The 26,538-nt window shown below is 60.5% G+C and carries 26 protein-coding genes; 10 read left to right on the forward strand and 16 right to left on the reverse strand.

Annotated elements, in window-relative coordinates; translation table 11 throughout:
- Nucleotides 1-373 precede the first annotated feature (373 nt).
- Nucleotides 374-1,573, reverse strand: coding sequence for a tyrosine--tRNA ligase (gene tyrS / locus BMW74_RS09490; protein WP_093417449.1), 1,200 nt, complete (start codon nt 1,571-1,573; stop codon nt 374-376).
- A 210-nt stretch (nt 1,574-1,783) separates the two neighbouring features.
- Here tyrS and BMW74_RS09495 point away from each other — a divergent pair, with 210 nt between their 5' ends.
- Together BMW74_RS09495 and BMW74_RS09500 are read left to right on the forward strand one after the other, a co-directional pair.
- Entirely contained in the window at nt 1,784-3,202 is a 1,419-nt protein-coding gene (locus tag BMW74_RS09495; RefSeq protein ID WP_093417454.1) for a peptidoglycan DD-metalloendopeptidase family protein, read from the forward strand.
- A 3-nt stretch (nt 3,203-3,205) separates the two neighbouring features.
- Complete coding sequence (locus BMW74_RS09500) at nt 3,206-4,297, forward strand: anhydro-N-acetylmuramic acid kinase (RefSeq protein WP_093417458.1); 1,092 nt, start codon at nt 3,206-3,208, stop codon at nt 4,295-4,297.
- A 75-nt stretch (nt 4,298-4,372) separates the two neighbouring features.
- Here BMW74_RS09500 and erpA read toward each other — a convergent pair whose 3' ends face one another.
- Complete coding sequence (gene erpA, locus BMW74_RS09505) at nt 4,373-4,723, reverse strand: iron-sulfur cluster insertion protein ErpA (RefSeq protein WP_027617200.1); 351 nt, start codon at nt 4,721-4,723, stop codon at nt 4,373-4,375.
- Between the two features lie 166 nt (nt 4,724-4,889).
- On the reverse strand, nt 4,890-5,924 hold the full coding sequence (gene argC, locus BMW74_RS09510) for an N-acetyl-gamma-glutamyl-phosphate reductase (protein ID WP_093417463.1): 1,035 nt from the start codon (nt 5,922-5,924) through the stop codon (nt 4,890-4,892).
- Between the two features lie 134 nt (nt 5,925-6,058).
- Between argC and hemJ the strand changes: the two genes are divergently transcribed.
- From hemJ to coq7, 6 genes are all read left to right on the forward strand, one after another.
- The gene (gene hemJ, locus BMW74_RS09515; RefSeq protein WP_093417468.1) at nt 6,059-6,490 is read left to right on the forward strand and encodes a protoporphyrinogen oxidase HemJ; all 432 of its coding nucleotides are present in this window, start codon (nt 6,059-6,061) and stop codon (nt 6,488-6,490) included.
- Between the two features lie 33 nt (nt 6,491-6,523).
- Nucleotides 6,524-7,492, forward strand: a complete 969-nt coding sequence (locus tag BMW74_RS09520) for an NAD(P)H-dependent flavin oxidoreductase (RefSeq protein ID WP_093417473.1) — start codon at nt 6,524-6,526, stop codon at nt 7,490-7,492.
- 63 nt (nt 7,493-7,555) lie between these two features.
- Entirely contained in the window at nt 7,556-8,464 is a 909-nt protein-coding gene (locus BMW74_RS09525; RefSeq protein ID WP_093417478.1) for a DUF805 domain-containing protein, read from the forward strand.
- Between the two features lie 63 nt (nt 8,465-8,527).
- Nucleotides 8,528-9,316, forward strand: a complete 789-nt coding sequence (locus BMW74_RS09530; protein WP_093417483.1) for an SDR family NAD(P)-dependent oxidoreductase — start codon at nt 8,528-8,530, stop codon at nt 9,314-9,316.
- 81 nt (nt 9,317-9,397) lie between these two features.
- A complete protein-coding gene (locus BMW74_RS09535; RefSeq protein WP_093417487.1) occupies nt 9,398-9,736 on the forward strand; it encodes a histidine triad nucleotide-binding protein in 339 nt (112 codons plus the stop codon).
- A gap of 208 nt (nt 9,737-9,944) precedes the next feature.
- The gene (gene coq7 / locus BMW74_RS09540) at nt 9,945-10,592 is read left to right on the forward strand and encodes a 2-polyprenyl-3-methyl-6-methoxy-1,4-benzoquinone monooxygenase (RefSeq protein WP_093417492.1); all 648 of its coding nucleotides are present in this window, start codon (nt 9,945-9,947) and stop codon (nt 10,590-10,592) included.
- Between the two features lie 73 nt (nt 10,593-10,665).
- Here the strand turns inward: coq7 and speD are convergent, their stop codons facing one another.
- Entirely contained in the window at nt 10,666-11,460 is a 795-nt protein-coding gene (gene speD / locus BMW74_RS09545; protein WP_093417496.1) for an adenosylmethionine decarboxylase, read from the reverse strand.
- Nucleotides 11,461-11,698: 238 nt separating this feature from the next.
- Nucleotides 11,699-12,121 carry an OsmC family protein gene (locus BMW74_RS09550; protein ID WP_088423382.1) on the reverse strand — a complete coding sequence of 141 codons (423 nt, stop codon included), beginning with the start codon at nt 12,119-12,121 and terminating at the stop codon, nt 11,699-11,701.
- A 212-nt stretch (nt 12,122-12,333) separates the two neighbouring features.
- Between BMW74_RS09550 and crp the strand changes: the two genes are divergently transcribed.
- Entirely contained in the window at nt 12,334-12,978 is a 645-nt protein-coding gene (crp, locus tag BMW74_RS09555) for a cAMP-activated global transcriptional regulator CRP (RefSeq protein WP_093417501.1), read from the forward strand.
- Here the strand turns inward: crp and BMW74_RS09560 are convergent.
- The 4 genes from BMW74_RS09560 to BMW74_RS09575 all read right to left on the reverse strand — a co-directional run bounded on the left by BMW74_RS09560 (nt 12,975) and on the right by BMW74_RS09575 (nt 16,282).
- On the reverse strand, nt 12,975-13,673 hold the full coding sequence (locus BMW74_RS09560) for a lipoate--protein ligase family protein (RefSeq protein WP_371911746.1): 699 nt from the start codon (nt 13,671-13,673) through the stop codon (nt 12,975-12,977). The two genes, crp and BMW74_RS09560, sit on opposite strands and share 4 nt — an antisense overlap.
- A gap of 123 nt (nt 13,674-13,796) precedes the next feature.
- Nucleotides 13,797-14,633, reverse strand: coding sequence for an indole-3-glycerol phosphate synthase TrpC (trpC, locus tag BMW74_RS09565; protein ID WP_093417512.1), 837 nt, complete (start codon nt 14,631-14,633; stop codon nt 13,797-13,799).
- Nucleotides 14,630-15,679 (reverse strand): anthranilate phosphoribosyltransferase, encoded by a 1,050-nt coding sequence (gene trpD, locus BMW74_RS09570; protein ID WP_093417517.1) that lies wholly within the window; start codon nt 15,677-15,679, stop codon nt 14,630-14,632. The genes trpC and trpD overlap by 4 nt, the downstream gene beginning before the upstream one ends.
- Nucleotides 15,680-15,688: 9 nt before the next feature.
- Nucleotides 15,689-16,282 (reverse strand): aminodeoxychorismate/anthranilate synthase component II, encoded by a 594-nt coding sequence (locus tag BMW74_RS09575; RefSeq protein WP_093417521.1) that lies wholly within the window; start codon nt 16,280-16,282, stop codon nt 15,689-15,691.
- 387 nt (nt 16,283-16,669) lie between these two features.
- Here BMW74_RS09575 and estP point away from each other — a divergent pair, with 387 nt between their 5' ends.
- On the forward strand, nt 16,670-18,580 hold the full coding sequence (gene estP / locus BMW74_RS09580; RefSeq protein WP_093417525.1) for an esterase EstP: 1,911 nt from the start codon (nt 16,670-16,672) through the stop codon (nt 18,578-18,580).
- Nucleotides 18,581-18,748: 168 nt separating this feature from the next.
- Here the strand turns inward: estP and trpE are convergent, their stop codons facing one another.
- The 7 genes from trpE to BMW74_RS09615 form a co-directional block, all read right to left on the reverse strand.
- Nucleotides 18,749-20,227: an anthranilate synthase component I gene (trpE, locus tag BMW74_RS09585; protein WP_093417528.1), complete on the reverse strand. Its 1,479-nt coding sequence runs from the start codon at nt 20,225-20,227 to the stop codon at nt 18,749-18,751.
- 70 nt (nt 20,228-20,297) lie between these two features.
- The gene (locus BMW74_RS09590; protein WP_093417531.1) at nt 20,298-21,116 is read right to left on the reverse strand and encodes a phosphoglycolate phosphatase; all 819 of its coding nucleotides are present in this window, start codon (nt 21,114-21,116) and stop codon (nt 20,298-20,300) included.
- Complete coding sequence (gene rpe / locus BMW74_RS09595) at nt 21,113-21,787, reverse strand: ribulose-phosphate 3-epimerase (protein ID WP_093417534.1); 675 nt, start codon at nt 21,785-21,787, stop codon at nt 21,113-21,115. The genes BMW74_RS09590 and rpe overlap by 4 nt, the downstream gene beginning before the upstream one ends.
- An 81-nt stretch (nt 21,788-21,868) precedes the next feature.
- Entirely contained in the window at nt 21,869-23,017 is a 1,149-nt protein-coding gene (locus BMW74_RS09600; protein ID WP_093417537.1) for an iron-containing alcohol dehydrogenase, read from the reverse strand.
- 217 nt (nt 23,018-23,234) lie between these two features.
- Entirely contained in the window at nt 23,235-24,059 is an 825-nt protein-coding gene (locus BMW74_RS09605) for an ABC transporter permease (RefSeq protein ID WP_093417540.1), read from the reverse strand.
- A 13-nt stretch (nt 24,060-24,072) separates the two neighbouring features.
- Complete coding sequence (locus BMW74_RS09610; RefSeq protein ID WP_093417545.1) at nt 24,073-25,320, reverse strand: ABC transporter permease; 1,248 nt, start codon at nt 25,318-25,320, stop codon at nt 24,073-24,075.
- A gap of 167 nt (nt 25,321-25,487) precedes the next feature.
- A complete protein-coding gene (locus BMW74_RS09615; protein WP_093417551.1) occupies nt 25,488-26,531 on the reverse strand; it encodes an ABC transporter substrate-binding protein in 1,044 nt (347 codons plus the stop codon).
- Nucleotides 26,532-26,538 lie beyond the last annotated feature (7 nt).

The raw sequence follows: 26,538 nt of genomic DNA on the forward strand, positions 1-26,538 counted from the left end.
GTCTCAACCGAGGCGCGCATTCTACAGCAGCCTCTGTTACTGTCAAGCGGTTATTTTAAGAAGCTTTCAAAGTTTCCCTTGCAACTTCAACCACTTGCGCTTCCAATCTCTCGTCAGCGGGAGGCGAATTCTACAGCGTTACACGCTGCTGTCAACACCTCTTTCTCGCCGCTTTCGACCGAGAAGATCGAACCGTTGATAGTGTCAAACCAGCCGACCCTAACAACTCCTTCCAGGCCTCGATGAACCGAAGCAACCTGCTGCCGAAAACTTCATAACTCTTTGTTTACCAAGGAGTTTTCCGTTTCGACTGCGCCGGAAGTGGGGCGAATTATAGACAGTTACAATTCGCCGTCAACACTTATTTCAAGCTCTATTCGGATTTAAGCGTAATACGTGCAAATGCCTTCTTTCCAGCCTGGCAAACGTGCGTAGCGCCCAGCTCGTATATAAAGGCGCGATCCACTACCTCACCATCTATACGCACTCCGCCAGAGCCCAGAAGATCCCGCGCCACTGCCGAGTTCTTCACCAGGCCTGCCTTATTAAGGACAGCGGCGATCGGCATTGCCTCGCCAGCACTCAACTCAATCTCCGGCAGATCATCCGGCAGTTCGCCATCCTTCATACGATTGCCCGCTGCGCGGTGCGCACTAGCAGCAGCCTCCTCGCCATGGAACCGCGCAACGATCTCTTCAGCCAGCTTGATCTTGACGTCCCGCGGATTGGCGCCCGCCTCGACATCAGCACGCAACGCATTGATCTCATCCATCGAGCGAAAGCTCAACAGTTCGAAGTAACGCCACATCAGTGCATCAGGGATGGACACCAGCTTGCCATACATCACGCCCGGAGCTTCCTGGATACCCACATAGTTACCCAGGGACTTGGACATTTTCTTCACGCCGTCCAAACCTTCCAACAACGGCATGGTCAGGATGCACTGAGCTTCTTGCCCATACGCACGCTGCAGCTCACGCCCCATCAGCAAGTTGAACTTCTGATCGGTACCACCCAGCTCGACATCGGCGCGCAAGGCGACCGAGTCATAGCCCTGAACCAATGGATAGAGGAACTCATGTATCGCGATGGGTTGGTTGGTGGAATAACGCTTATCGAAATCGTCGCGCTCAAGCATGCGAGCAACGGTGTACTGGGACGTCAGGCGAATGAAGTCCGCCGGCCCCATCTGATCCATCCAGGTGGAGTTGAACGCCACCTCGGTCTTGGCTGGATCCAGGATTTTGAACACCTGAGTCTTATAGGTCTCGGCATTCTCGAGAACCTGCTCACGGGTCAGCGGTGGGCGCGTAGCACTCTTGCCGCTCGGATCGCCGATCATCCCGGTGAAGTCACCTATAAGGAAGATCACCTGGTGACCCAACTCCTGGAACTGACGCAGCTTATTAATAAGCACCGTATGCCCCAAGTGCAGATCCGGCGCAGTAGGGTCGAAGCCAGCCTTAATACGCAGTGGCTGGCCACGCTTGAGCTTCTCGATGAGCTCGGACTCGACCAACAGTTCTTCTGCACCACGTTTGATCAGCGCTAGCTGCTCTTCAACCGACTTCATAACCAACCTGCAAGGCTCAGATTCAAAGGGAACCAACCATACAAGATCGCACACCAAATACAAGTTTTGCCCGGCGCACGGACAGCAATCCACGAACAGAGCACTCGCGGCTTGCTTAAGGGATGATTTGGTTATATTTTATACAGTTATTTCATCTTCATCATGTCATTCATCTTTTCCAATTCATCTTTATCCAAAGTCAAATTACCTATGACCACAGAACCGACTAAAGCGCCGCCGCTTTATCCGAAGACCCACCTGCTAGCCGCAAGTGGCATCGCCGCCCTACTCAGCCTGGCGCTCCTGGTGTTTCCATCCAGTGACGTTGAAGCAAAAAAGACAACCTTAAGCCTTGAACTGGAAAGCCCTGCTGAACAACTGACACAAGATCAAGACGCCGCTGACGTCGTTCAAGCCACAAATGAAGCCGTGCAATCTCCATTCGCACAGATCGAAGATGCGACTGAGACCGCTCCGCAAACCGCCGAAGCGGCCCCCGCAGCAGTTGTCGAGCAGAAGAAAGAGCCCAATCACCGAGAAGTCATCGTCTCCAAGGGCGATACCCTCTCCACACTGTTCGCCAAAGTCGGCCTACCCAGCACCGCGGTGCATGAGATGCTGGCCAGTGACAAGCAAGCCAAACAGTTCACGCAACTCAAGCACGGGCAAAAGCTCGAATTCGAGTTGAGCTCCGATGGACAGCTCTCCAGCCTGCACAGCAAAGTCAGCGACCTTGAAACCATCAGCCTGAACAAAAGCGCCAAGGGCTATGCGTTCAAGCGCACGACGACAAAACCGACCGTGCGCTCCGCGTACGTCCACGGTGTGATCAACAGTTCGCTGTCGCAGTCCGCCGCACGCGCCGGCATGTCCCACAGCCTGACTATGGACATGGCAAGCGTGTTTGGCTATGACGTCGACTTCGCCCAGGACATTCGCCAGGGCGATGAATTCGATGTGATCTACGAACAGAAAGTCGTGAATGGTAAGCCTGTCGGCAACGGCCCAATCCTGTCTGCCCGCTTTACCAACCGCGGCAAGACCTACACTGCGGTGCGCTATACCAACAAACAAGGCAACAGCAGCTACTACACAGCTGAAGGCAACAGCATGCGCAAGGCGTTCATCCGCACTCCGGTGGATTTCGCTCGCATCAGCTCGCGCTTCTCCATGGGCCGCAAACACCCGATCCTGAACAAGATCCGCGCCCACAAAGGCGTCGATTACGCAGCGCCCCGCGGCACGCCAATCAAGGCGGCCGGCGATGGCAAGGTGCTGCTGGCCGGTCGTCGTGGCGGTTATGGCAATACCGTCATCATCCAGCACGGCAACACCTACCGTACGCTGTACGGCCACATGCAGGGATTCGCCAAGGGCGTGAAGACCGGCGGCACCGTCAAGCAAGGCCAGGTGATTGGCTATATCGGCACCACCGGCCTGTCCACCGGCCCACACTTGCACTATGAGTTCCAGGTCAACGGTGTTCACGTCGATCCGCTCGGGCAGAAACTGCCTATGGCCGACCCGATTGCCAAAACCGAACGTGCGCGCTTCCAACAGCAAAGCCAACCGCTGATGGCCCGCATGGATCAAGAGAAAGCCACCCTGCTGGCTTCGAGCAAGCGCTAAGCCATGGCCCTCTATATAGGTGTGATGTCCGGGACCAGCCTTGATGGCCTGGACATTGCACTTGTGGAACAAAGCGCAACGATCAAGCTGATCGCCACCCACTACATCCCAATGCCCGCGGCCCTGCGCATCGAGCTGCTTGGCTTATGCACCAGCGGACCCGATGAGATTGCCCGAAGCGCCATTGCCCAGCAGAACTGGGTTGAACTGGCCGCCCAAGGCATCAACAACCTCCTGGCAACGCAATCACTCAAACCTGCGGATATCCGCGCGATTGGCAGCCATGGCCAGACCATTCGCCACGAACCCTCCCGCGGGTTTACCGTGCAAATTGGCAACCCGGCCCTGTTGACCGAGCTGACAGCGATCACTGTCGTCAGCGACTTCCGTAGCCGCGACGTGGCGGCTGGCGGGCAAGGCGCACCACTGGTCCCAGCCTTTCATGAAGCGTTGTTTGAACAGCGCAGTGGTAACCGCGCAGTGTTGAACGTCGGTGGGTTCAGCAACCTGAGCCTGATTGAAACCGACAAGCCCGTCTCGGGCTTTGATTGCGGTCCCGGCAACGTTCTATTGGACGCCTGGATTCACCAGCAACATGGCGAAACTTTCGACCGCGATGGGCAGTGGGCAGCCAGTGGCAAAGTAGAGCCCGCCCTGCTCAACGCCCTGCTCAGCGACCCGTTCTTCCTCACCAAAGGCCCGAAAAGTACCGGCCGCGAAGTGTTCAACCTGCAATGGCTGACCCAACACCTCGCCAACCTGCCGGGGTTCGCCGCACAAGACACACAGGCCACACTGCTGGAACTGACTGCGCTGACCATTATCGATTCGTTGCAAGCCGCCCAGGTCGATACCCAGGAGTTGCTGGTGTGTGGCGGCGGCGCGCATAACAAGACACTCATGACCCGCCTCGCCAGCCTGCTGCCAAATACCCAGGTCAGCAGCACCGCGGTTTACGGCGTAGATCCGGACTGGGTCGAGGCCATGGCGTTTGCCTGGTTGGCGCATTGCTGCCTCGAAGGCATCCCAGGCAACCGCCCAAGCGTCACGGGCGCCAGAGGACTACGCGTGCTCGGCGCTATCTACCCCGCCTGAACAACAGACAGCAAAACGCCGCAAGACTGTCAGGTCATGCGGCGTTGAGTACTGCCGATACAGCGCGATGACCGATCAGATTGAGAACGAAGAGCCGCAACCGCACGTGGTCGTGGCGTTCGGATTCTTGATCACGAAGCGCGAGCCTTCCAGCCCTTCCTGATAATCCACCTCGGCACCCGCCAGATACTGATAGCTCATCGGGTCGACGACCAAGCTGACACCCTCGCGCTCGACGATGGTGTCGTCATCGGCCACTTCTTCATCGAAGGTAAAACCATACTGAAACCCAGAACAACCGCCGCCCGTAACGAATACGCGCAGCTTCAAGCGATCATTCCCCTCTTCATCGACCAGGCTCTTCACCTTGTGCGCAGCACCGTGGGTGAATTGCAAAGCCGTGGGGGTGAAGGATTCGACGCTCATGCTGACTATCTCCCGGCGTTACGCCGCCATAATGCGTGATGACCGGCATTATCCGCTTCTCCCAGAAAATCGGTCAACTATTGTTAGGGTATTGCAGCCCGCAGAATCACACCCACAGAATGCAAAAAGGCCCGCTAAACGGGCCTTTCGCTACTCTGAGCAGGGTTTATGGCAGCATCCCGGCATGGGACAGCCCCAGGCGCTCGTCCAGGCCAAACAAGATGTTCAGGTTCTGCACGGCCTGCCCCGACGCCCCTTTGACCAGGTTGTCGATCACCGACAGCACTACCACCAGATCACCGTCTTGCGGACGATGAACCGCAATCCGACAAACATTCGCGCCTCGCACGCTACGGGTTTCCGGGTGGCTGCCAGCAGGCATGACATCGACGAACGGCTCATTGGCGTAGCGCTTTTCAAACAGTGCCTGCAAATCCACGGAGCGGTCGACGACGGTCGCGTACAGCGTCGAGTGAATGCCGCGAATCATCGGCGTCAGGTGTGGGACGAAGGTCAGGCCTACATCCTTGCCTGCGGCACGACGCAGCCCCTGGCGAATTTCCGGCAAGTGGCGATGCCCTTTGACGGCATAGGCCTTCATGCTTTCCGACGTTTCGGCGTACAACGAACCAACCGCCGCGCCGCGACCCGCACCGCTGACACCCGATTTGCAATCCGCGATCAAGCGCGTGGTGTCGGCCAGGCCAGCTTCAAGCAATGGCAAGAAGCCCAGTTGCGTCGCGGTTGGATAGCAGCCCGGCACAGCAATCAGGCGGGCCTGCTTGATCTGCTCGCGATTGACTTCTGGCAAGCCATAGACCGCCTCTTCGAGCAGGTGCGGGGCGCCATGTGGCTGGTTGTACCACTTGGCCCACTCATCGGCGTCCTGCAGGCGGAAGTCTGCCGACAGATCGATCACCTTGGTCCCCGCGGCCAACAGTTCGCCCGCCAGCGCATGGGCAACACCATGCGGCGTGGCAAAGAACACCACGTCGCAGGCGCCGAGTGCCTTGATGTCAGGAACGCTGAATGCCAGGCCATCGTAGTGACCGCGCAGGTTCGGGTACATGTCGGCAACAGCCAGGCCAGCCTCGGATCGGGAAGTAATGACCGCCACTTCTGCCTGCGGGTGCTGTGCCAACAGACGCAGCAATTCGACACCGGTGTAACCCGTGCCGCCGACGATACCGACCTTGACCATAAACCTGCCCTCAACGAACCCACTGGAAAGCCGTCGATAATAGGGTGCGCCCAGCCCTGCGACAACCGTCAAGGTGACGTGTGGCCGCTCAAGCCTCTACTATTCGGGCTACCGTGAACCTGGGAATAACTAAAATGCTCTATCTGTGGCTCAAAGCTTTTCACATCGTCAGCATCGTGTGCTGGTTTGCCGGCCTGTTTTACCTGCCGCGCCTATTCGTTTACCACGCGCAAGCCGAAGACAGCATCAGCAAGGAACGCTTCAGCATCATGGAACGCAAGCTGTATCGCGGCATCATGGGCCCGGCCATGATTGCCTCGCTGATCTTTGGCGGCTGGCTCATCAGCCTCAACCCCAGCGCCTACTTCGGCCAGGGCGGCTGGATGCATGCCAAGCTCACGCTGGTCGTGCTGCTGATCGGCTATCACCATATGTGCGGCGCCCAAGTAAAACGCTTTGCCCGCGGCGAAAACACCCGCAGCCATGTGTTCTTCCGCTGGTTCAATGAAGTACCAGTGTTGATGTTGCTGGCTATCGTAATTTTGGTTGTCGTACGGCCGTTCTAATCCTACTGACCACACTCCATCGGGGAACTTCCAATGTCGCTGCCAGCCCTGCTCGAACACCATTTGCGCCTGCCTATCGTCGTGGCGCCGATGTTTCTGATTTCCAACCCACAACTGGTACTCGCCTGCTGTCGCAATGGTGTCGTCGGCAGCTTCCCGGCGCTGAACCAGCGTGAAAGCAGCGGCTTCAAGGCCTGGCTGGAAGAGATCGAAGCGGGCCTGGCGCTCCTTGAAAACCCGGCGCCCTATGCCGTGAACCTGATCGTTCATAACAGCAACCCACGGCTGCAAGCGGACCTGGAGATCTGCATCGAGCACAAAGTGCCGATTGTGATCACCAGCCTGGGCGCAGTGAAAGAGTTGGTTGACGCGGTGCACAGCTACGGTGGCCTGGTGTTTCACGATGTCACCACACGCCGGCATGCCGAGAAAGCCGCCGAGGCCGGGGTTGATGGCTTGATTGCCGTGGCCGCCGGTGCCGGTGGTCACGCCGGCACCTGGAGTCCGTTTTCGCTGATTGCCGAGATCCGGCAGTTCTTCGACAAAACCCTGCTGTTGGCCGGCTGCCTGAACCATGGCCACCAGATTCTCGCTGCGCAACTGCTCGGTGCGGACCTGGCCTACTTCGGCACACGCTTTATCGGCACCACTGAAAGCCATGCGCCTGAAGCGTACAAAGATATGCTGTTGACGTCCCGGGCGGCGGACATTGTCCACACCCCTGCGGTTTCCGGGGTGCCGGCCAGCTTCATGCGCCAAAGCCTGCTCAATGCCGGCTTTGATATAGACGCGCTGCAAGGCAAGGGCAGTATCGACTTCGGGTCCAAGCTCAAGCCCGTCAACGATGAGGCCAAAGCCTGGAAAACCGTGTGGTCCGCGGGCCAGGGTGTCGGCGGGATCGACGACCTGCCCAGTGTCGACGATCTCATCGCGCGACTGGACGCCGAATACCGCAAAGCCCTCGAACTCGCCAGCCAACTGCCCAAGCGCTGGCCCCGCTAACACCCGCCCTGGCCAGCCGACTCGACTGGCCACACGCCACGCATTACGACAGGGACGCCTTACATGAGTGAAAAACGCTGCAGAATCGTCTTCGACGGTGCGCTACAAACGGGGGTCGATATCACCACCGCCAAGCTCAATCTCGCCCAACTGTTCAAGTGTGACGTCGCCGCCATCGAACACCTGTTCAGCGGTGAGCCTGTCGCGCTCAAGCGCGACCTGTCCGAGGCCGCCGCGCAGACCTACCTCGATGCCCTGTCGAAAACCGGCATCCAGGCTCGCATCGAAGCAGAGCCTGCAGTTGAACTCGACCTGAGCGAAGTCAGCCCTGTCTCGGCCGCCAGTGCCGTGACGCCCGAGCAATCGCCCTATGCCCCACCCCGGGCACCCGCAGATGAAACCCTGCCGGAGTTCTCCCAACTCAAATTGTTCAGCGTTCAAGGACGAATCGGTCGCCTGCGCTACATCGCCTGGACACTGGTGACCACGCTGATCATCGGCGCTGTCACCAGCCTCCTGGGATTGAGCCTGTGGTTCAACGATCAACTGATACTGGCTGGCATTGTTTTTGTCGGCGCGGTGCTGGTCTACCTCTATGTGTACGTCACCATCAGCGTGCAGCGCCTGCATGACCTGGGCTGGTCGGGCTGGTTGTGTTTCCTGCACCTGGTGCCGTTGCTGGACACCTTGCTCCTGATTGTCCAGATGGCCGTGCCCGGTAACGCAACCGCCAACCGCTACGGCGCACCACCGCCGCCCAATAGTGTGGCCGTCAAGGTACTGTGTGCCTTGTGGCTGGCCATGATCGCGGTGTTTTTTGTCAGCGCAGTGACCGGCGACCTCGGCACACTGATCGAAGAGCAGCAGAGCGCTTTCAGCCTTGACCATGAACCCGCCGACACGGTGGATACAGCCCCAGCAGATGATCCGGCGCCAGTCGCCCCGCCCCCTGTAGACTATGAGCACGAATAAACGCGCTCGGCGCCTGCTTCCTCCCATGGCAGCAGGGCGCGAGCCGTTGCAATGGAGAACTGCATGACCCGTTACGCTCTGATCACCGGCGCTTCCAGCGGCATCGGCCTGGCCTTGGCCGAAGCCCTGGCGCGTCGTGGCCGCAGCCTGATTCTGGTAGCTCGCCAACGTGATCAGCTTGAAAGCATCGCGATCGAACTGACCCAGCGCTTTGGCGTGGAGGTGCTGTTTCGCGCGTGTGACCTGGGTGAGCCGTTGCGTCTGTCGGGCTTTCTACTGGAGCTCGAAGAAGGCGAACGGCAAATCGATCTACTGGTCAATTGCGCCGGGATCGGCACCTGCGGCCCATTCCTGGCGCAAGACTGGATGACCGAGCAGGACCTGATCGAAGTCAACATCCTCGCCCTCACTCGCCTGTGCCATGCCATCGGCAACAGCATGGCGCTGCAAGGGGGTGGGCAGATTCTCAACGTCGCGTCAGTGGCAGCGTTCAATCCGGGGCCGTGGATGAGCACTTACTACGCCAGCAAAGCCTATGTGCTGCACTTCTCGGAAGGCTTGCGGGTAGAGCTGAAAAAATGCGCGATCAACGTCTCGGTCTTGTGCCCCGGGCCGACCCGCACCGCGTTCTTCCGCACGGCCAATCTGGATGACCACAAGCTGGACAGCAGCAAACTGCTGATGAGTCCCGAGGAAGTGGCGCTCTACACGGTGCGCGCCCTGGATAAGAACCGCGCCATCATCATTCCCGGGCGCCGTAATCGTTGGTTCGCGTTCCTGCCACGCCTGGGTTCACGCTGGCTGACACGCACCCTCGTCGGCATGGTCAACAAAGCCTATTGCCCACGCTGATACCGTGGCCGGGCAAAAGGCTGGGCGCGGCGATAAGCCATGGGTACACTCAGGCCAGCCCAAACAACGGAGAAAACAGCTGTGGATACTCTGTTCACCAAGATCATCAACCGGGAGATCCCGGCAGACATCATCTACGAGGACGACCAGGTACTGGCCTTCCACGACATCGCCAAAGCCGCGCCGGTGCATTTCCTGGTCATTCCGAAAAAGCCGATCCGCACCCTCAACGACCTGACCGAGGACGACAAGGCATTGGCCGGGCACATTCTGTTCACCGCCCAGCGCCTGGCGCTCGAGCAGGGTTGCGAAGAAGGCTTCCGGGTGGTGATGAACTGCAATCCAAAGGGTGGACAAACCGTCTACCACATCCATATGCACGTGCTGGGTCAGCGCCAGATGAACTGGCCACCGGGCTGATTCATAACAACCTCCCCCCTGCAGGAGTGAGGCTTGCCCGCGAAGACCTCGGCACCTTCAAGATATCAGTGCCAGACCGTCCGCTTTCGCGAGCAAGCCCTCTCCCACAAAAACGCCACCGTGCGCCCTGCACGGCAAATGACCCAGCGCAAACCTTCCCCGGCCGATTGCGGTAAACTGGCCGCCGAGATTTTTCCCGGAGGTCAGCATGACTACCCAACGTCACTACTCGCCCATTGACCGTCTGCTGTTGCAAGCCGACACCGCGATGCGCACCCTGCTGCCCTTCAGTGGCCAGCCTCATCGCCCGTCGCCCGCCATCGTGCAGCCGGACGCGAAGCTGAGCGACGAGGACACTCGCCACGTCGCCGGCCTGATGCGCATCAACCATACCGGCGAAGTCTGTGCCCAGGCGCTGTACCAGGGCCAGGCCCTGACCGCCAAGCTGCCGCACGTGCGCGCCGCCATGGAGCACGCCGCCGAAGAAGAGATCGACCACCTGGTCTGGTGTGAGCAACGCCTCCACCAGCTCGGCAGCCACACCAGTATTCTCAACCCATTGTTCTATGGCATGTCGTTCGGCATTGGCGCCGTTGCCGGGTTGATCAGCGACAAGGTCAGCCTGGGCTTCGTCGCCGCCACTGAAGATCAAGTCTGCAAGCACCTGAACGAGCACTTGGAGCAACTGCCGGCCGAGGATGAAAAGTCCCGGGCCATCCTGCAGCAGATGCGCATCGACGAAGAACAGCATGCCGACAGCGCGCTCGAGGCCGGAGGCTTTCGTTTCCCGGCGCCCGTGAAGTTCGCAATGAGCTTGATGGCCAAGGTGATGACCAAGAGCACCTATCGGATCTGATCGCTGCACTATCCGTCCGGCCATAAAAAAGGCGACTGCCGCAAGGAAGTCGCCTTTTTTGTACTCGATGCTTTTAGCTCGACATGTTGCGCGCGTAAAAGATTTCGAGCATCTCGTGCCTCACGCGTTCGGTAACGTGGGTACGCTGGTCCGCTGACAAGTTGCTGGTGGCGTCGCCGAACAGGTAGTTATCCAGTTCGAACTCCTTGAGCAGCATCTTGGTGTGGAACATGTTCTCCTGGTACACATTGACATCGGTCATCTGGTAACCGTCGCGGGTGTCTTCGGAGAGATAGTTCTGGATCGAGTTGATCTCGTGATCGATGAAGTGCTTCTTGCCTTCGACATCACGCGTAAAGCCGCGGACGCGGTAGTCCACCGTGACAATATCCGACTCGAACTGGTGAATCAGGAAGTTGAGGGCTTTAAGCGGTGAAATGACCCCGCACGTCGACACGTCGATATCCACACGGAAGGTCGCAATACCATCCACCGGATGGATCTCCGGGTAGGTGTGCACCGTGATGTGGCTCTTGTCGAGGTGGGCCAGGATAATTTCGGGGATCGGGCCTGGCGACTCTTCGATCTGGCTCTCGGTGGGGGTCACCGGTTCCTCGGAGATCAGAATGGTCACGCTGGCGCCCTGGGGGTCGTAATCCTGACGCGCGATGTTCAGGATGTTGGCTCCAATGATATCGACAACTTCCGTGAGGATCTGCGTGAGGCGTTCAGCGTCGTACATCTGATTGATGTACTCGACATACGCCTGCTGGTCTTGCGGGGTTTCCGCATAGCAGATGTCATAGATGTTGAAGCTCAAGGTCTTTGTCAGGTTATTGAACCCATGGAGCTTGAGTTTGCTTTTCACCGTTTAAAAACTCTCTATGTATGCGGCCCGGCCGCGTGATCAAGCATGCCCGTCAGTTGCGAACAACGCAGCTGCGTAGGACGGTTAACACCTCTTCGCGATGGCGATTTTGGTTATCTGTTCGGGCGAACAACCGGTCGGTCGACCGATCACTGCCCTGAAAAAAGTGGCGCATTATGCAGACCTGAGCCAGTGATCACCAGAGTCTGCACTGCTTTTATGATAGTTGAATGTCGATTCAACCCAGCTCGATGATTTCGTAGTCGTGGGTGATCGCGACACCGGCTGCGCCGAGCATGATCGACGCCGAGCAATACTTCTCGGCCGACAGCTCGATGGCACGCTTGACCTGGGCTTCTTTCAGCGCCCGGCCCTTGACCACGAAGTGCATGTGAATCTTGGTGAAGACTTTCGGGTCCTCGCTCGCACGCTCGGCTTCCAGGAAGGCTTCGCAGCTTTCCACCGCCTGGCGGGACTTCTTCAGGATGCTGACCACGTCGAAATTGCTGCAACCACCTACGCCGAGCAGGAGCATTTCCATCGGTCGGACACCCAGGTTGCGCCCGCCGGCCTCTGGCGGACCGTCCATGACCACGACGTGACCGCTACCGGATTCACCGAGGAACATGGCTTCGCCCGCCCATTGAATACGTGCCTTCATCGCCAAGTCTCCACTGTAAAAAAAGGGCGGCCAGCTTAGCACAGGGCTTTACACAGACAGCGCACCGCCTGCGTGCCCGCGGCGGCCTGACGCATTGATAAATTCTCGAATAATCACAGAATGTGTCTGTTAAGCTGACGCCAATTCGCTGGCGTTTTGCCAGCTTCTACAAAAAATCATGCCACACCGTGCAGTCTTCTCGGGATTCAACCATGGTTGCTATTGCCCCATCCCCCAAAATCAAGAACCTCGACAAGTTGTTGATGCATTGCCAGCGTCGTCGGTATCAGGCCAAGAGCAACATCATTTGCGCGGGCGATCGCTCCGACACCTTGTTCTTCATCATCAAGGGCTCGGTCACGATCCTGATCGAAGACGACGATGGCCGGGAAATGATCATCGCCTACCTCAATGCCGGGGACTTTTTCGGCGAATTGGGCCTGTTCGAGCAAGCTGGCCATGAACAGGAACGTAGCGCCTGGGTCCGCGCCAAAGTTGAATGCGAAGTGGCCGAGATCAGTTACTGCAAGTTCCGCGAACTGTCCCAGCAAGACCCGGACATTCTTTACGTGCTCAGTGGCCAGATTGCCCAGCGCCTGCGCAACACCACGCGCAAGGTCGGCGACCTGGCGTTCTTCGACGTCACCGGCCGCGTGGCCCGCTGCCTGCTGGAGTTGTGCAAACAGCCGGACGCCATGACCCACCCCGATGGCATGCAGATCAAAATCACCCGCCAGGAAATCGGCCGGATCGTCGGTTGTTCGCGAGAAATGGTTGGACGGGTCCTCAAGGACCTGGAAGAGCGCAACCTGGTCAACGTCAAAGGCAAGACCATGGTGGTATTCGGCACCCGCTAAGCGGTCAACACCCCGGCCAGCATCTGCCGATAGAGGCAATCGAGCCGCGCGAGCGCATCCGGGGCCGCGAACTGTTCATGCAGCGCAATGTGGCTCTGCGCCCGCACCCGCTGCTCCAGGCCACAGGCCTCGTTGAATCGGTTGACCGCCGCCACCATCGACTCGCGCTCATCATCCAGTAGCAATGCCCCGTGCACCAACCCCACTGGACGCTGCCCGCCCTTGCTCTGGCGCCAACGCTGGGCGGTGCCCACCATCTTGCGCCCATCGAGATTGACGTTGAACCGGCCATCGCAGAACGCGCCTTCGACTTCCCCCATCGATGGATTGCCACCCAACTCCGTGAGCAACTGGCAAATCGGATCGCACAGGCGCCTGTAGGCCGTTTCGATGCGCCCGTGATCACCCTCACTGCGCGGCGGCGCATACACCAGAGCAATATTGATGGTCGCCGCCGACTGCGGCACGGGTTCGCCACCGGTTTCGCGCAACAGCACCGGCCAACCATTGGCTGCCGACGCCGCACACGCCACCTCGAACCCCGGCAAACGGCTCAAGCGCCGGGGCATGACCAGCGCACGATCGGTGGGCTGCCAGAACAACAGGGCAAAATCCTGGTCGCCGGCACACACCGTCGCCAGCAAATCCTGTTCGGCTTGCAGGCCGGCTTCGACAGTCAGGGAGGTTGGAGTCATCAGGTCATCCGTAGGACGTTGGGCCTGGGGTGCTGCTTATGTCCCTATCGCGAGCAGGCTCGCTCCCACAGGAACAACTCAATCCTCTGTGGGAGCGAGCCTGCTCGCGAAAGGGCCTAGTACTCAGTCGAGTGTAGAACCGCTGACCGCAGTACCGCGCTCCGGAAAGAACAAGCGCTGCAATTCCGTCCCCGGACTCTCGGCGCGCATGAAGGCTTCGCCGACCAGGAACGCATACACCTCGCTGATCTCCATCAGCTCGACATCGGCGCGGTTGAGGATGCCACTCTCGGTGATGACCAGTCGATCACGCGGGATGCGCGGCAACAGGTCGAGGGTGGTTTCTAGGCTGACGTCAAAGGTGTGCAGGTTGCGGTTGTTGACGCCGAGCAACGGCGTGTCGAGCACCTTCAACGCCCGCTCCAGCTCGTCACCGTCGTGGACTTCCACCAGCACATCCAGCCCCACACCCTTGGCGACGGCAGCCAGCTCGGCCATTTTCACGTCGTCCAGCGCGGACACGATCAACAGCACGCAGTCGGCACCCAGCGCACGGGCTTCAACGATCTGGTACGGATCGATCATGAAATCCTTGCGGATCACCGGCAGCTTGCACGCGGCGCGCGCCTGTTGCAGGTACGCATCGGCGCCCTGGAAGTAGTCGACATCCGTCAGCACCGACAGGCAGGTCGCACCGCCCTTCTCGTAGCTGCGGGCGATATCGGCGGGCACGAAGTCCTCGCGGATCACGCCCTTGCTCGGCGATGCCTTCTTGATCTCGGCGATCACCGCCGGCTGCTTGAGCTTGGCCTGGGCGATCAGCGCCTGGGCAAAGCCACGCGGGGCATCTGCCGACCTGGCCATGGCCTCCAGCTCAGCCAGGGTGACGCGAGCACTGCGCTCGGCCACTTCCTGCACTTTGCGGGCGAGGATTTTTTCCAGCACCGTTGGAACACTCATCCTTCATTCTCCACTCGGAAGACCGCGGTAAACGCGCCCAATTCCTCTAGTTTTTCTCGTGCAAGGCCGGTATGCAGCGCGTCATGCGCCAAGGCCACGCCCTCTCTCAAGCTGCTGGCATGATCGGCGGCGTACAGCGCGGCGCCGGCGTTGAGCACGATCATTTCTGCCGCCTTCTGACCGTTCTCGGTCTTGCGTCGCCCCAAGGCATCGCGAATCAGTTCCAACGAGGCCGCCGGGCTTTCCACCGCCAGGCCGTGCAGGCTCTGGCTCTTCATGCCCAGGTCTTCCGGCTCGACCCAATACTCGGTGATCTGGTCGTTCTTCAGCTCCGCGACAAAGGTCGGGGCCGCCAGGCTGAATTCGTCCAGGCCATCCTTGGAATGCACCACCAGCACATGCTTGCTGCCCAGGCGTTGCAAGACCTCGGCCAATGGTCGGCACAATGCCTGACTGAACACGCCCACTACTTGATGCTTCACGCCGGCCGGATTCGTAAGCGGGCCGAGCATGTTGAACAGTGTGCGCAAGCCCAGGTCACGACGCGGACCTGCGGCGTATTTCATCGCACGATGGTGGGACTGGGCAAACATGAAACCAATACCAACGTTGTCAATGCAACGCGCCACTTGTACCGGCGTGAGGTTCAGGTAGATACCGGCGGCTTCCAGCAAGTCGGCGCTGCCGCTCTTGCCCGAGACCGCACGATTGCCATGCTTGGCCACGGTGCAGCCCGCCGCCGCTACCACAAAGGAAGACGCGGTGGAGACGTTGAAGATGTTCGCGCCATCGCCGCCGGTGCCGACCACGTCGACCACGCCATCGAGGGTTTTCAGCTCGACTTTGTCCGCCAGCTCGCGCATCACCGATACCGCACCGACGATCTCATCGATGCTCTCGCTCTTCATGCGCATGGCCATCATGAACGCGCCGACCTGCGCATCCGAGCATTGCCCGGTCATGATTTCGCGCATGACGTCGCGCATTTCCTCAGTACTCAGGTCCAGATGGCCGACGACACGGCTCAGGGCAGTCTTGATATCCATGGAAAGTCCTTAGCGCGTGCCGCCGGTTTGTTTGAGGAAGTTAGCGAACAGTTCATGACCTTGCTCGGTCAGGATCGACTCCGGGTGAAACTGCACCCCTTCGATGTTCAGCGTCTTGTGGCGCAGGCCCATGGTTTCGTCGACCGAGCCGTCTTCGAGCTGGGTCCAGGCGGTCAGTTCCAGGCAGTCGGGCAAGGTATCGTGCTTGACCACCAGCGAATGATAGCGGGTGACGGTCAACGGGTTGTTCAACCCCTCGAACACGCCCTTGTCCTCGTGGAATACCGGGCTAGTCTTACCGTGCATCACGTGGCGGGCACGCACGACATCGCCGCCAAAGGCCTGGCCGATGGACTGGTGGCCGAGGCAGACGCCGAGAATCGGCAGCTTGCCGGCGAAGTGCTTGATCGCTTCGATGGAGATACCGGCTTCGGTCGGGGTGCAGGGCCCTGGGGATACGACGATGCGTTCCGGGCCAAGCGCTTCGATGTCGGCGATGGTCAGTTCGTCGTTGCGCACGACCTTGACCTCGGCACCGAGCTCGCCAAGGTATTGCACAACGTTGTAGGTAAAGGAGTCGTAGTTGTCGATCATCAGCAACATGGCTGGAAACCTCTTGAATTCACTGACTTTTAAGGCAGCCTTCGAATGATGACCCGCAAGATGGCACGCTCGCTCAGTGGCTGGAAACAGCCAGCAAATGCGGCAGGTCTACGGGTTAAGAAGGCAAACAGATCCGGCCGGGCCGGCAGGGAAGATTCAGGCGCGCCAACGCCAACGGGCGTGTGCCTTGATGACTTGATCCAAGAGTTTGCTGACGATCAACACGGGGAAGGTCTCATTCATACGTCCGGGCACAGTAACTTAGCTGAGCGGAGGGCGCAATATGGCGTAATGCACGTAAGACATGTGGCCTCGGTCATAGCTAAATCACAAACGTTTTTGGTACTGTCGTTCTGTTCATACAACAATAATTAAACGGACCTGCTCATGATCAAACACACGCTGTTTGTACCGCTGGCTGGCTGTCTCCTCGCAATGGCCTGCTCCCAGGCAATTGCCTCCCCCTCCCCTTATTCAAAGTTCGTGGTGTTTGGCGACAGTCTCAATGACGCCGGCCAGTTCGCCGACCCTGGTGGCCCGCCAGGTGCAACGCAGCGCTATACCAACCGAGTGGGTCCGCTCTACAAGGACGGCACCGGAGAAGTGCGTGCGGCCAACTCCACCCAAATACTGGGGGGCAAGCTGGGGTTCTCCGCCAACGATACCGCCGCCTCGACTTCGGCCGTGCGCGCCGGCGAAGGCCTGCCCGACGGCAACAACTGGGCCGTCGGAGGTTACCGTACCGACCAGATACTCGACTCGATCACCACCACCTCCGCGACCGGGGATCGCACCAAGGCCGGCTACCTCCCCTCCAATGGCTTTCGCGCCGATCCGAATGCGCTCTACTACCTGTCCGGTGGCGGTAACGACTTCCTCCAGGGCAAGGTCCTGAGCCCGGACCAGGCCAATGCCGCTGCGGGCCGCCTGGTCGACAGCGTGCAAACCCTGCAAGGCGCCGGCGCCAAATACATCATGGTCTGGCTGCTGCCCGACCTCGGCCTGACCCCAGCCATCAACGGCAGCCCGGCACAAGCCTTCATCTCCCAGCTCAGCACCCAGTTCAATACCGAACTGGTCAGTCAGTTGCAACAGGTCAACGCCCAAGTCATCCCGCTCAACGTCCCGGTGCTGCTCAAGGAAGCCTTCGCCAACCCGGCACAGTTCGGCCTGGCTACGGATCAGAACCTCACTGCCACCTGCTTCAGCGGCGACGGTTGCACCATGAACGCCAAGTATGGAATCAACAGCGCCACACCGGACCCAACCAAGCTGATTTACAACGACTCGGTGCACCCCACCGAGGCCGGGCAACGACTGATCGCCGACTACGCCTACTCGCTCCTGTCCGCGCCATGGGAAGCCACGCTGCTGCCGGAAATGGCCCACGGCACCCTGCGCGCGCACCAGGATGAGTTGCGCAACCAATGGCAAGCCGATTGGGAAAACTGGCAAGCCGTCGGCCAGTGGCGAGCCATTGTCAGCGCGGGTGGCCAGCACTTGGACTTCGACGATCAACACAGCGCCGCCAGCGGTGACGGCAATGGCTACAATCTGAACGTCGGTGGCAGCTACCGCCTCAACGATGCCTGGCGCGTGGGTGTCGCCACGGGGCTCTATCGCCAGAAGCTGGAAGCCGGCAGCGACGACTCCGAGTACACCCTCAACACCTACATGGGCACCGCCTTCGCCCAGTACCAGCAAAACCGCTGGTGGGCCGACGGTGCACTGACCGCCGGGCACCTGGATTACGACAGCCTCAAGCGCAAATTCGACCTGGGCGCCAATGAACGCGGCGAGAAAGGCGATACCAGCGGCACCGTGCTGGCCGCCAGCGCCCGTGTCGGCTACGACATCGCACCCGAGGCGAGCAGCCCGTGGCACCTGTCGCCGTTTGTCAGCGCCGACTTCGCCAAGGTGCAGGTCGATGGCTACTCGGAGAACAGCAATGACTCCACCGCGCTGACCTTCGATGACCAGAAGCGCAACTCCCGGCGCCTGGGCATCGGCTTGCAGGGCAAGTACCAGGTCACCCCACAAACCCAGGTCTACGGCGAGTACGCGCACGAACGCGAGTACGAAGACGATACCCAGGACGTGACCATGAACCTCAACAGCCTGCCCGGCAATCAGTACACCCTGGAAGGCTACACCCCACAGTCCCACATCAATCGCCTGAACCTGGGGGTCAGCTACAAACTGACCACCGACCTGGCGCTGCGAGCCGGCTACAACATCCGCAAGGATGACGACTTCACCCAGCAAGGGATCAATGCCGGGGTCGTGCTGGACTTCTAAAGCGCAGGCCATAAAAAACGCGGCGCCCTGACAGGCGCCGCGTTTTTTTATGGCGACTCAATAGAACACTGGAGCGAGGCTTGCCCGCGAACAGAGGCTGACCAACACGGTATCAGCAACAGGTCGAATGCTTCGCGGGCAAGCCTCGCGCCTACAGACGACGACACCTTAATCCGGCGTCTGCTCGGCCAGGGCCACCGCACGGAACATCGCGCGGCGCTTGTTCAGGGTTTCTTCCCACTCCAGCGCTGGCACCGAGTCGGCGACGATACCGCCACCGGCCTGCACATGCAGCTCACCGTTCTTGATCACCGCCGTGCGAATCGCAATCGCCGTGTCCATATTGCCGTTCCAGGCGAAATAGCCCACCGCGCCGCCGTAGACACCGCGCTTGACCGGCTCCAGCTCATCGATGATTTCCATCGCGCGAATCTTCGGCGCCCCCGACAAAGTGCCTGCCGGCAAGATCGCCCGCAGCGCATCCATCGCCGTCAGGCCCGCCTTCAACTGGCCCGTGACGTTGGACACGATGTGCATCACGTTGGAATAGCGCTCGATGACCATCTTCTCGGTGAGTTTCACCGAGCCGATTTCCGAGACGCGCCCGGTATCGTTGCGCCCCAGGTCGATCAGCATCAAGTGCTCGGCGATCTCCTTGTCGTCCGACAGCAGGTCTTCTTCCAGCGCCAGGTCCGCTTCTTCGGTCGCGCCCCGTGGCCGGGTGCCGGCAATCGGGCGCACGGTGATCAGGTTGTCTTCGACCCGCACCAACACTTCCGGCGAGCTGCCGACCACATGGAAATCGCCGAAGTTGAAGAAGTACATGTACGGCGTCGGGTTGAAGCAACGCAGCGCCCGGTACAAGTCGATGGGCGCGGCCTTGAAGTCGATGGACATCCGTTGCGACGGCACCACCTGCATGCAGTCACCCGCCAGGATGTATTCCTTGATGGTGTCCACGGCCCGCTCGTAGTCCGACTGGGTAAAGCTTGAGCGAAACACCGGATCGGCGGCCGGTGGACGGCTGAGGTCCAGGCCGCGACGCGGGGTGATCGGCTGGCGAAGTTTGTCCAGCAGCGCTTCCAGGCTGGCCTGGCCCTGCTCGAAGGCATCCGCCTGGGAAGGGTCGGCCAGGACGATGGCGTGCATCTTGCCCGCCAGGTTGTCGAACACCACCACCGCGTCGGACACCATCAGCAGGATGTCCGGCACGTCCAGTGGGTCCGGGTTCGGGCACTGGCCCAGGCGCGTCTCGACATAACGCACGCAGTCGTAGCCGAAGTAACCCACCAGCCCACCGTTGAACCGCGGCAGGCCGGCAATGGTCGGCACGTTGTAGCGCGCCTTGAACTGCTCGACGAAGGCCAAGGGGTCTTCAACGTCATGGCTTTCGATCTCGACCCCGTCGCAGGTGATGCTGACGTGGTAGCCATGCACCCGCAACACGGTGCGGCACGGCAGGCCAATGATCGAGTAGCGGCCCCACTTCTCCCCGCCCTGCACCGACTCCAACAAATAGGAGTTGGGTTCGTCGGCCAGTTTCAGGTAGATCGACAGCGGCGTGTCGAAGTCGGCCAGGGTTTCGCAGGCCAGCGGGATACGGTTATAGCCGGCAGCGGCCAAACGCAGGAATTCTTCGCGATTCATGAGGTGCCTCGTGGCATGAGGGTCTAACGGTCAGGTGTGCAAACGCGCCGGATAGCCGGCCAGGATTCAGTCAGGCGCGCCAACGCCAGCGGGCCAGGGCCTTGATGACTTTCATCCAGAGTTTGCGAGTGACCACCACGATGGGATTTCCAGCAGGGGATTGAGCAACGTCGGGCAACGTTATCTCAGCGGCCGAATCCAGGCAACCGGGAATTAGCTGGCGCAGATCGTCGATCACCAGGGCCGGCGACTCCTCGGCAATCGGCCGGCCATGGTTGTAGCCGTAGCTCAGCGCCACGCACTTGACGCCCGCGGCCTTGGCGGCCTGCACGTCGCTGCGCGAGTCGCCGACAAACAACGATTGCGAGGCCGGTACGTTGGCCATTTTCATCACAAAGAACAGGGCCGCAGGGTCCGGTTTCTTCTGTGGCAGGGTGTCGCCACCGATGATCCACTTGAAGTAGCGGCCGATCTTCATCTGGTCCAGCAAGGGCGCGACGAAGCGTTCCGGCTTGTTGGTGATCAGGGCCATTTCCACGCCCTGCTTGTGCAGCCACTTCAGGGTTTCCCGGGCGCCCGGGTAGACCACCGTCAGCGCGTGGTTGTCGGCGTAGGCCTCGAGGAAAATCTGTAGCCCATGCTCGGCCTCGCCGTCGTCGACGGCCGAATGGTCGATGTTGCCGGCCAATGCGCGGCGCACCAGCACCGGCGCACCGTTGCCAACCCATTCGCGCACCGCGTCCAGCCCCGCCGGCTCACGCCCCAGTTTGAGCAGCATGTTATCCACAGCCACTGCCAGGTCCGGGACCGAATCGATCAGCGTGCCATCCAGATCGAACATCACCAGCCGCGGCAGCCGCCCCGGGAACAACTGCTCAAAGCCACTCATGGGCGAGCCAGGGCCAATTCTGCGCGCATCTTCTCAATGACCTCTTGGTAGTCCGGCGCATTGAAGATCGCCGAGCCGGCCACGAAGGTATCGGCGCCCGCGGCGGCGATTTCGCGGATGTTATTGACGTTCACGCCGCCATCGATTTCCAGGCGGATGTCACGGCCCGACGCGTCGATCAACGCACGCGCTTCGCGCAGCTTGTCGAGGGTGGCGGGAATGAACTTCTGCCCGCCAAAGCCTGGGTTGACGCTCATCAGCAAGATCATGTCGACCTTGTCCATCACGTACTTGAGCACGTCCAGCGACGTTGCCGGATTGAACACCAGGCCGGCCTTGCAACCACCTTCACGGATCATCTGCAGGGAGCGGTCGACGTGAATCGTCGCGTCCGGGTGGAAGGTGATGTAGGTCGCGCCGGCTTCGATGAAGTCACCGACGATGCGGTCCACCGGGCTGACCATCAGGTGCGCGTCGATAGGCGCGGTCACGCCATACTTGCGCAGGGCCGCGCAGACCATCGGGCCGATGGTCAGGTTCGGCACATAGTGGTTGTCCATGACATCGAAGTGCACGAAATCGGCACCGGCGGCCAGGACGTTGTCCACTTCTTCGCCCAGGCGGGCGAAGTCGGCGGAGAGAATCGACGGAGCAATGACGAAGGGCTGCATGACGCACCTTTTTTGAGCAGGATCACAATGGCGCGCATTGTATACCTCATGCTTTGGCGCGCGCACGGTGCTCTGCGACGATCAGTAGGCGGCTCGGTAGATCTTTTCGATATCGGCCGCGCTCAAGCGACGCGGGTTGTTACGCATCAAGCGCTCGATTCCCGCGGCCTCCACCGCCATGGCCGGGATCGCGTCTTCGGGCACCTTGAAGCTGCGCAGGCCCTGGGGAATCTCGACTGCGGCACAGAGTCGCGCCATGGCCTCGACGGCTTTATCCGCCGCATCCTCGACACTCAAGCCCGCCGTCTTCACCCCAAACGCCTCGGCGATGTCCTGCATGCGCTCCACGCACGCGAGCTTGTTCCAGGCCATCACATGGGGCAGCAGCAACGCATTGCTCACCCCGTGGGCAATATTGAATCGCCCGCCCAGCGGATACGCCAAGGCATGCACCGCGCCGACCCCGGCGTTGCCGAACGCCATGCCCGCCATCAAGCTGGCGGTCGCCATGTCTTCGCGGGCTTGCAGGTTGGCGGGGGCGGCGTAGGCCTTGGGCAGCGCCTTGGCAATCAACTTGATTGCGCCGATGGCCAGCGCGTCGGTGATCGGCGAAGCATTCACCGACAGGTACGACTCGACCGCATGCACCAGCGCATCGATGCCACTGGCGGCGGTCACGCTGCGTGGGCAGGTGAGGGTCATTTGCGGACTGACCAGCGCCACGTCCGGCAGCAGGTAATCGCTGACGATGCCTTTCTTGAGCTGCGCGACCTTGTCGGACAGGATCGCCACGTTGGTGACTTCCGACCCGGTGCCCGCGGTGGTCGGAATCGCGATCAACGGCGGCCCCTTGCGCGGCACCTGGTCGACACCGAACAAGTCTTCCAGCGCACCGTGGTAACCGGCATACGCCGCCACGCTCTTGGCAATGTCGATGGCACTGCCGCCGCCCACGCCAATCAAGCCGTCATGCCCACCCTCGCGATAGACCCGCATGCAGTCTTCGACGATGGCGATTTCCGGGTCAGGCAGGACTCGATCAAAGATCTGGTAGGTGCGCCCGCCCAATTGCTCCAACGCCAGCGCTACCGTGCCGGACTGGACCAGCGCGGCATCGGTGACAATCAGCGGATGGTCGACATCCAGGCGGCTCAACTCGGCCGCCAACTGCTCGATGGCACCCGCGCCGGTGAGCAATTTGTGAGCGATTTTGAACGAAGACAGACTCATCGTGCGCAGCCTCTTATAGACATGGGAGCTGGGCACAATAGTAGCTTGGGATTGGCGTTTGTCTGTTATTCAGCCAGTGAATGGCCGGGTGACCACCGAGAACCTATGTGGGAGCGAGCCTGCTCGCGAATAGAGCCCGACAGTCACTGCATCAGTGACCGGTCTAGCGCTTTCGCCGGCAAGCCGGTCTCGCTCCCACGGGGAGTCAACGTGCGCTTTAGACCTGCGCCGTACGCAGCTTCTCACTGCGCCCACGCAACCACTCCAGCGTCAGCAACAGCACCACCGAAAACGCGATCAGCATCGTCGCGGCGGCAGCGATGGTCGGGCTGAGGTTCTCGCGGATGCCACTGAACATCTGCCGCGGCAAGGTCGCCTGCTCGGGGCCGGCGAGGAACAACGTCACCACCACCTCATCGAACGACGTAGCAAAGGCAAACAATGCGCCAGAGATCACCCCCGGAGCGATCAACGGCAAGGTCACCCGGCGAAACGCCGTCAGCGGCGAAGCACCGAGACTGGCCGCCGCCCGCACCAGGTTGTGGTTGAAGCCCTGTAAGGTCGCCGACACCGTGATGATCACGAACGGCACACCCAACACCGCATGCACCACGATCAACGACAAGAAACTGTTGCCCAGGCCCAACGGCGCGAAGAACAAGTAGCTCGCCACACCAATGATCACCACCGGCACCACCATGGGCGAAATCACCAAGGCCATCACCAGCGCCTTGCCTGGGAAGTCGCCACGGGTCAGGCCGATCGCCGCCAACGTACCGAAAACCATCGCCAGTACCGTGGCCGCCGGGGCAACGATGATGCTGTTCTTCAGCGCCCGCATCCATTCGGCCGAGGCGAAGAAGTCCTGGTACCAATGCATCGAGAAGCCTTGCAGCGGATAGACCAGGAAACTCCCCGAGTTGAACGACAGCGGGATGATCACCAGCACCGGCAGGATCAGGAACAACAGGATCAAGCCGCAGAGGATCCGCAGGCTGTAGAACCACACCCGCTCGACGGGGGACATATAAGGACTCAGCATGGTGATTCTCCCCTTAGCTCAGGCGCAGGCGGCTAGCGCCTACCATCCAGTTGTAAATCAGATAGAGCACGATGGTCGCCAGCAGCAGCAAGCCACCCAACGCTGTCGCCATGCCCCAGTTGATGCTGGTGTTGGTGTAGAAGGCGACGAAGTAACTGACCATCTGATCGTTCGGGCTGCCCAGCAGCGCCGGGGTGATGTAGTAACCAATCGCCACGATGAACACCAGCAGGCAACCGGCGCCGACACCGGCGTAGGTCTGCGGGAAGTACACCCGCCAGAAGCTGGCGAACGGATGACAACCCAGGGAAATCGCAGCGCGCATGTAGGTCGGCGAGATGCCCTTCATCACGCTGTAGATCGGCAGGATCATGAACGGCAGCAGGATGTGCACCATCGAGATGTAGACCCCGGTGCGGTTGAACACCAACTCCAGGGGCTTGTCGATGATGCCCATGGCCATCAGTGCACTGTTGATCAGGCCGCCCGATTGCAGCAGCACGATCCACGCCGCCACCCGCACCAGGATCGAGGTCCAGAACGGCAGCAGCACCAGAATCATCAGCAGGTTGCTTTGCCGGGCCGGCAGGTTAGCCAGCAGGTACGCCAACGGGTACGCCAGCAGCAGGCAGATCCCGGTGATTACCAGGCCCATCCAGAAAGTGCGGGCGAAGATGTCGAGGTAGATCGACTGGTCGGGCGTGGCCGGGGCGATTTCGCCGAGGTCGTCGATCCGGTGATCGACCGCTGCCAGCAGGTAGTACGGGGTGATGCTGCTGGTGTTGCGGCGTACCGCCTGCCAATAGGCCGGGTCGCCCCAACGCTCATCCAATGCTTCGAGGGCGTCTTTATAGGAAGCCGGCTCGGTCTTGAACGGCAGCGCCCGCGCCGTCTTGGTCAGCAAGCTGCGATAGCCGGCCAACTCCATGTTCAGGCGCTTGGACAGGTCGCCCAGGGTCTGATTCTTGCGGGCCTCGGCCAGGTCTTCACTGGCGGCCTTGTACACCGAATCCGCCGGTAGGCCACGGCCATCCCAACTGGCGATGGCCGCCACGGTGCGCGGCATGCCGCCGACCACTTCCGGGTTGCCGACACTTTTGTAGAGCAGCGCCACGATGGGCACCAGAAACACCAACAGCAGAAACAGCACCAATGGCGCGATCAGGGCTTGGGCCTTCCAGCGGTTAACCCGCTCGGCACGCGCAAGGCGCTGCTTCAAGGTGCGTGGGTTGCCCTCGTTCAGGGGAACGGCGATGGCCATGGCGAACTCCGAAAAATCTTTGATCGTTGCAGAGGTGGCAGGGCCACCTCGATCTTTATTGTGGGAGCGAGCCTGCTCGCGATGGCGTCGGTCGATTCACAATCATTGCTGACGGATCCACCGCTTTCGCGAGCAGGCTCGCTCCCACAGGAGGGCGAGCGCTTTCGTTACTTCGCAGCCCACGCGTTGAAGCGCTGCTCCAGTTGCTCGCCGTTGTCAGCCCAGAAGCTGACGTCGATCTGCACCTGGTTGGCGATGTTTTCCGGGGTGGTCGGCATGTCCTTCAGCAGGTCCTTGGGCAACAGCGGGACGGCTTGGGCGTTGGCCGGGCCGTAGGCGATGTTTTCCGAGTAGGTCTTCTGCTGTTGCGGCATGACCGAGAACGCGATGAACTTCTTCGCGGCTTCGGCGCGGGCTTTATCCAGGCCCTTTGGAATGGCCCAGGCGTCGAAGTCGTAGATCCCGCCGTTCCAGACCACCTTGAGGTTGCTTTCTTTCTGCACGGCCGCGATACGACCGTTGTAGGCCGAGCTCATGACCACGTCACCGGAGGCGAGATACTGTGGCGGCTGTGCACCGGCTTCCCACCACTGAATGCTTGGCTTGAGCTCATCGAGTTTCTTGAACGCACGGTCCTGGCCATCCTTGCCGGCCAGCACGGTGTAGACGTCCTTCGGCGCTACGCCGTCAGCCATCAGGGCGAACTCCAGGGTGTACTTGGCGCCTTTGCGCAGACCACGTTTACCCGGGAAAGTCTTGGTGTCCCAGAAGTCGGCCCAACTGGTGGGTGCGGTTTTCAGCTTGTCGGCGTTGTAGGCCAGCACGGTCGACCACACGAAGAAGCCGACGCCGCATGGCTGGATCGCACCCTTGACGTAGTCTTCGGGGTTGCCGAACAGCGCCGGGTCCAGTTGTTCGAACATGTCTTCGTCACAGCCACGGGACAGCTCCGGCGACTCGACTTCTACCAGGTCCCAGGACACGCTCTTGGTGTCGACCATGGCCTTGACCTTGGCCATCTCGCCGTTGTACTCGCCGGCGATGATCTTGCCCTTGCCCGCTGCTTCCCAAGGCGCGTAGAACGCCTTGACCTGTGCCGCTTTGTTCGCGCCGCCAAACGATACGACCGTCAGGTCGGGACCGGCCGCCATCGCGTGCGCGGCGCCCATCATGCCCAGTGCCAATGCGGTGAACTTAAGGGATTTCAACATTTTATTA

The sequence above is a fragment of the Pseudomonas sp. ok272 genome, from assembly GCF_900109995.1.
GTDB lineage: Bacteria > Pseudomonadota > Gammaproteobacteria > Pseudomonadales > Pseudomonadaceae > Aquipseudomonas.

Excerpts from the sequence above, each read along its gene's own strand:
- tyrS (WP_093417449.1), bottom strand. The coding sequence starts at position 1,573 with ATGAAGTCGGTTGAAGAGCAGCTAGCGCTGATCAAACGTGGTGCAGAA.
- BMW74_RS09495 (WP_093417454.1), top strand. The coding sequence starts at position 1,784 with ATGACCACAGAACCGACTAAAGCGCCGCCGCTTTATCCGAAGACCCAC.
- BMW74_RS09500 (WP_093417458.1), top strand. The coding sequence starts at position 3,206 with ATGGCCCTCTATATAGGTGTGATGTCCGGGACCAGCCTTGATGGCCTG.
- erpA (WP_027617200.1), bottom strand. The coding sequence starts at position 4,723 with ATGAGCGTCGAATCCTTCACCCCCACGGCTTTGCAATTCACCCACGGT.
- argC (WP_093417463.1), bottom strand. The coding sequence starts at position 5,924 with ATGGTCAAGGTCGGTATCGTCGGCGGCACGGGTTACACCGGTGTCGAA.
- hemJ (WP_093417468.1), top strand. The coding sequence starts at position 6,059 with ATGCTCTATCTGTGGCTCAAAGCTTTTCACATCGTCAGCATCGTGTGC.
- BMW74_RS09520 (WP_093417473.1), top strand. The coding sequence starts at position 6,524 with ATGTCGCTGCCAGCCCTGCTCGAACACCATTTGCGCCTGCCTATCGTC.
- BMW74_RS09525 (WP_093417478.1), top strand. The coding sequence starts at position 7,556 with ATGAGTGAAAAACGCTGCAGAATCGTCTTCGACGGTGCGCTACAAACG.
- BMW74_RS09530 (WP_093417483.1), top strand. The coding sequence starts at position 8,528 with ATGACCCGTTACGCTCTGATCACCGGCGCTTCCAGCGGCATCGGCCTG.
- coq7 (WP_093417492.1), top strand. The coding sequence starts at position 9,945 with ATGACTACCCAACGTCACTACTCGCCCATTGACCGTCTGCTGTTGCAA.
- BMW74_RS09550 (WP_088423382.1), bottom strand. The coding sequence starts at position 12,121 with ATGAAGGCACGTATTCAATGGGCGGGCGAAGCCATGTTCCTCGGTGAA.
- crp (WP_093417501.1), top strand. The coding sequence starts at position 12,334 with ATGGTTGCTATTGCCCCATCCCCCAAAATCAAGAACCTCGACAAGTTG.
- BMW74_RS09560 (WP_371911746.1), bottom strand. The coding sequence starts at position 13,673 with ATGACTCCAACCTCCCTGACTGTCGAAGCCGGCCTGCAAGCCGAACAG.
- trpC (WP_093417512.1), bottom strand. The coding sequence starts at position 14,633 with ATGAGTGTTCCAACGGTGCTGGAAAAAATCCTCGCCCGCAAAGTGCAG.
- trpD (WP_093417517.1), bottom strand. The coding sequence starts at position 15,679 with ATGGATATCAAGACTGCCCTGAGCCGTGTCGTCGGCCATCTGGACCTG.
- BMW74_RS09575 (WP_093417521.1), bottom strand. The coding sequence starts at position 16,282 with ATGTTGCTGATGATCGACAACTACGACTCCTTTACCTACAACGTTGTG.
- estP (WP_093417525.1), top strand. The coding sequence starts at position 16,670 with ATGATCAAACACACGCTGTTTGTACCGCTGGCTGGCTGTCTCCTCGCA.
- trpE (WP_093417528.1), bottom strand. The coding sequence starts at position 20,227 with ATGAATCGCGAAGAATTCCTGCGTTTGGCCGCTGCCGGCTATAACCGT.
- BMW74_RS09590 (WP_093417531.1), bottom strand. The coding sequence starts at position 21,116 with ATGAGTGGCTTTGAGCAGTTGTTCCCGGGGCGGCTGCCGCGGCTGGTG.
- rpe (WP_093417534.1), bottom strand. The coding sequence starts at position 21,787 with ATGCAGCCCTTCGTCATTGCTCCGTCGATTCTCTCCGCCGACTTCGCC.
- BMW74_RS09600 (WP_093417537.1), bottom strand. The coding sequence starts at position 23,017 with ATGAGTCTGTCTTCGTTCAAAATCGCTCACAAATTGCTCACCGGCGCG.
- BMW74_RS09605 (WP_093417540.1), bottom strand. The coding sequence starts at position 24,059 with ATGCTGAGTCCTTATATGTCCCCCGTCGAGCGGGTGTGGTTCTACAGC.
- BMW74_RS09610 (WP_093417545.1), bottom strand. The coding sequence starts at position 25,320 with ATGGCCATCGCCGTTCCCCTGAACGAGGGCAACCCACGCACCTTGAAG.
- BMW74_RS09615 (WP_093417551.1), bottom strand. The coding sequence starts at position 26,531 with ATGTTGAAATCCCTTAAGTTCACCGCATTGGCACTGGGCATGATGGGC.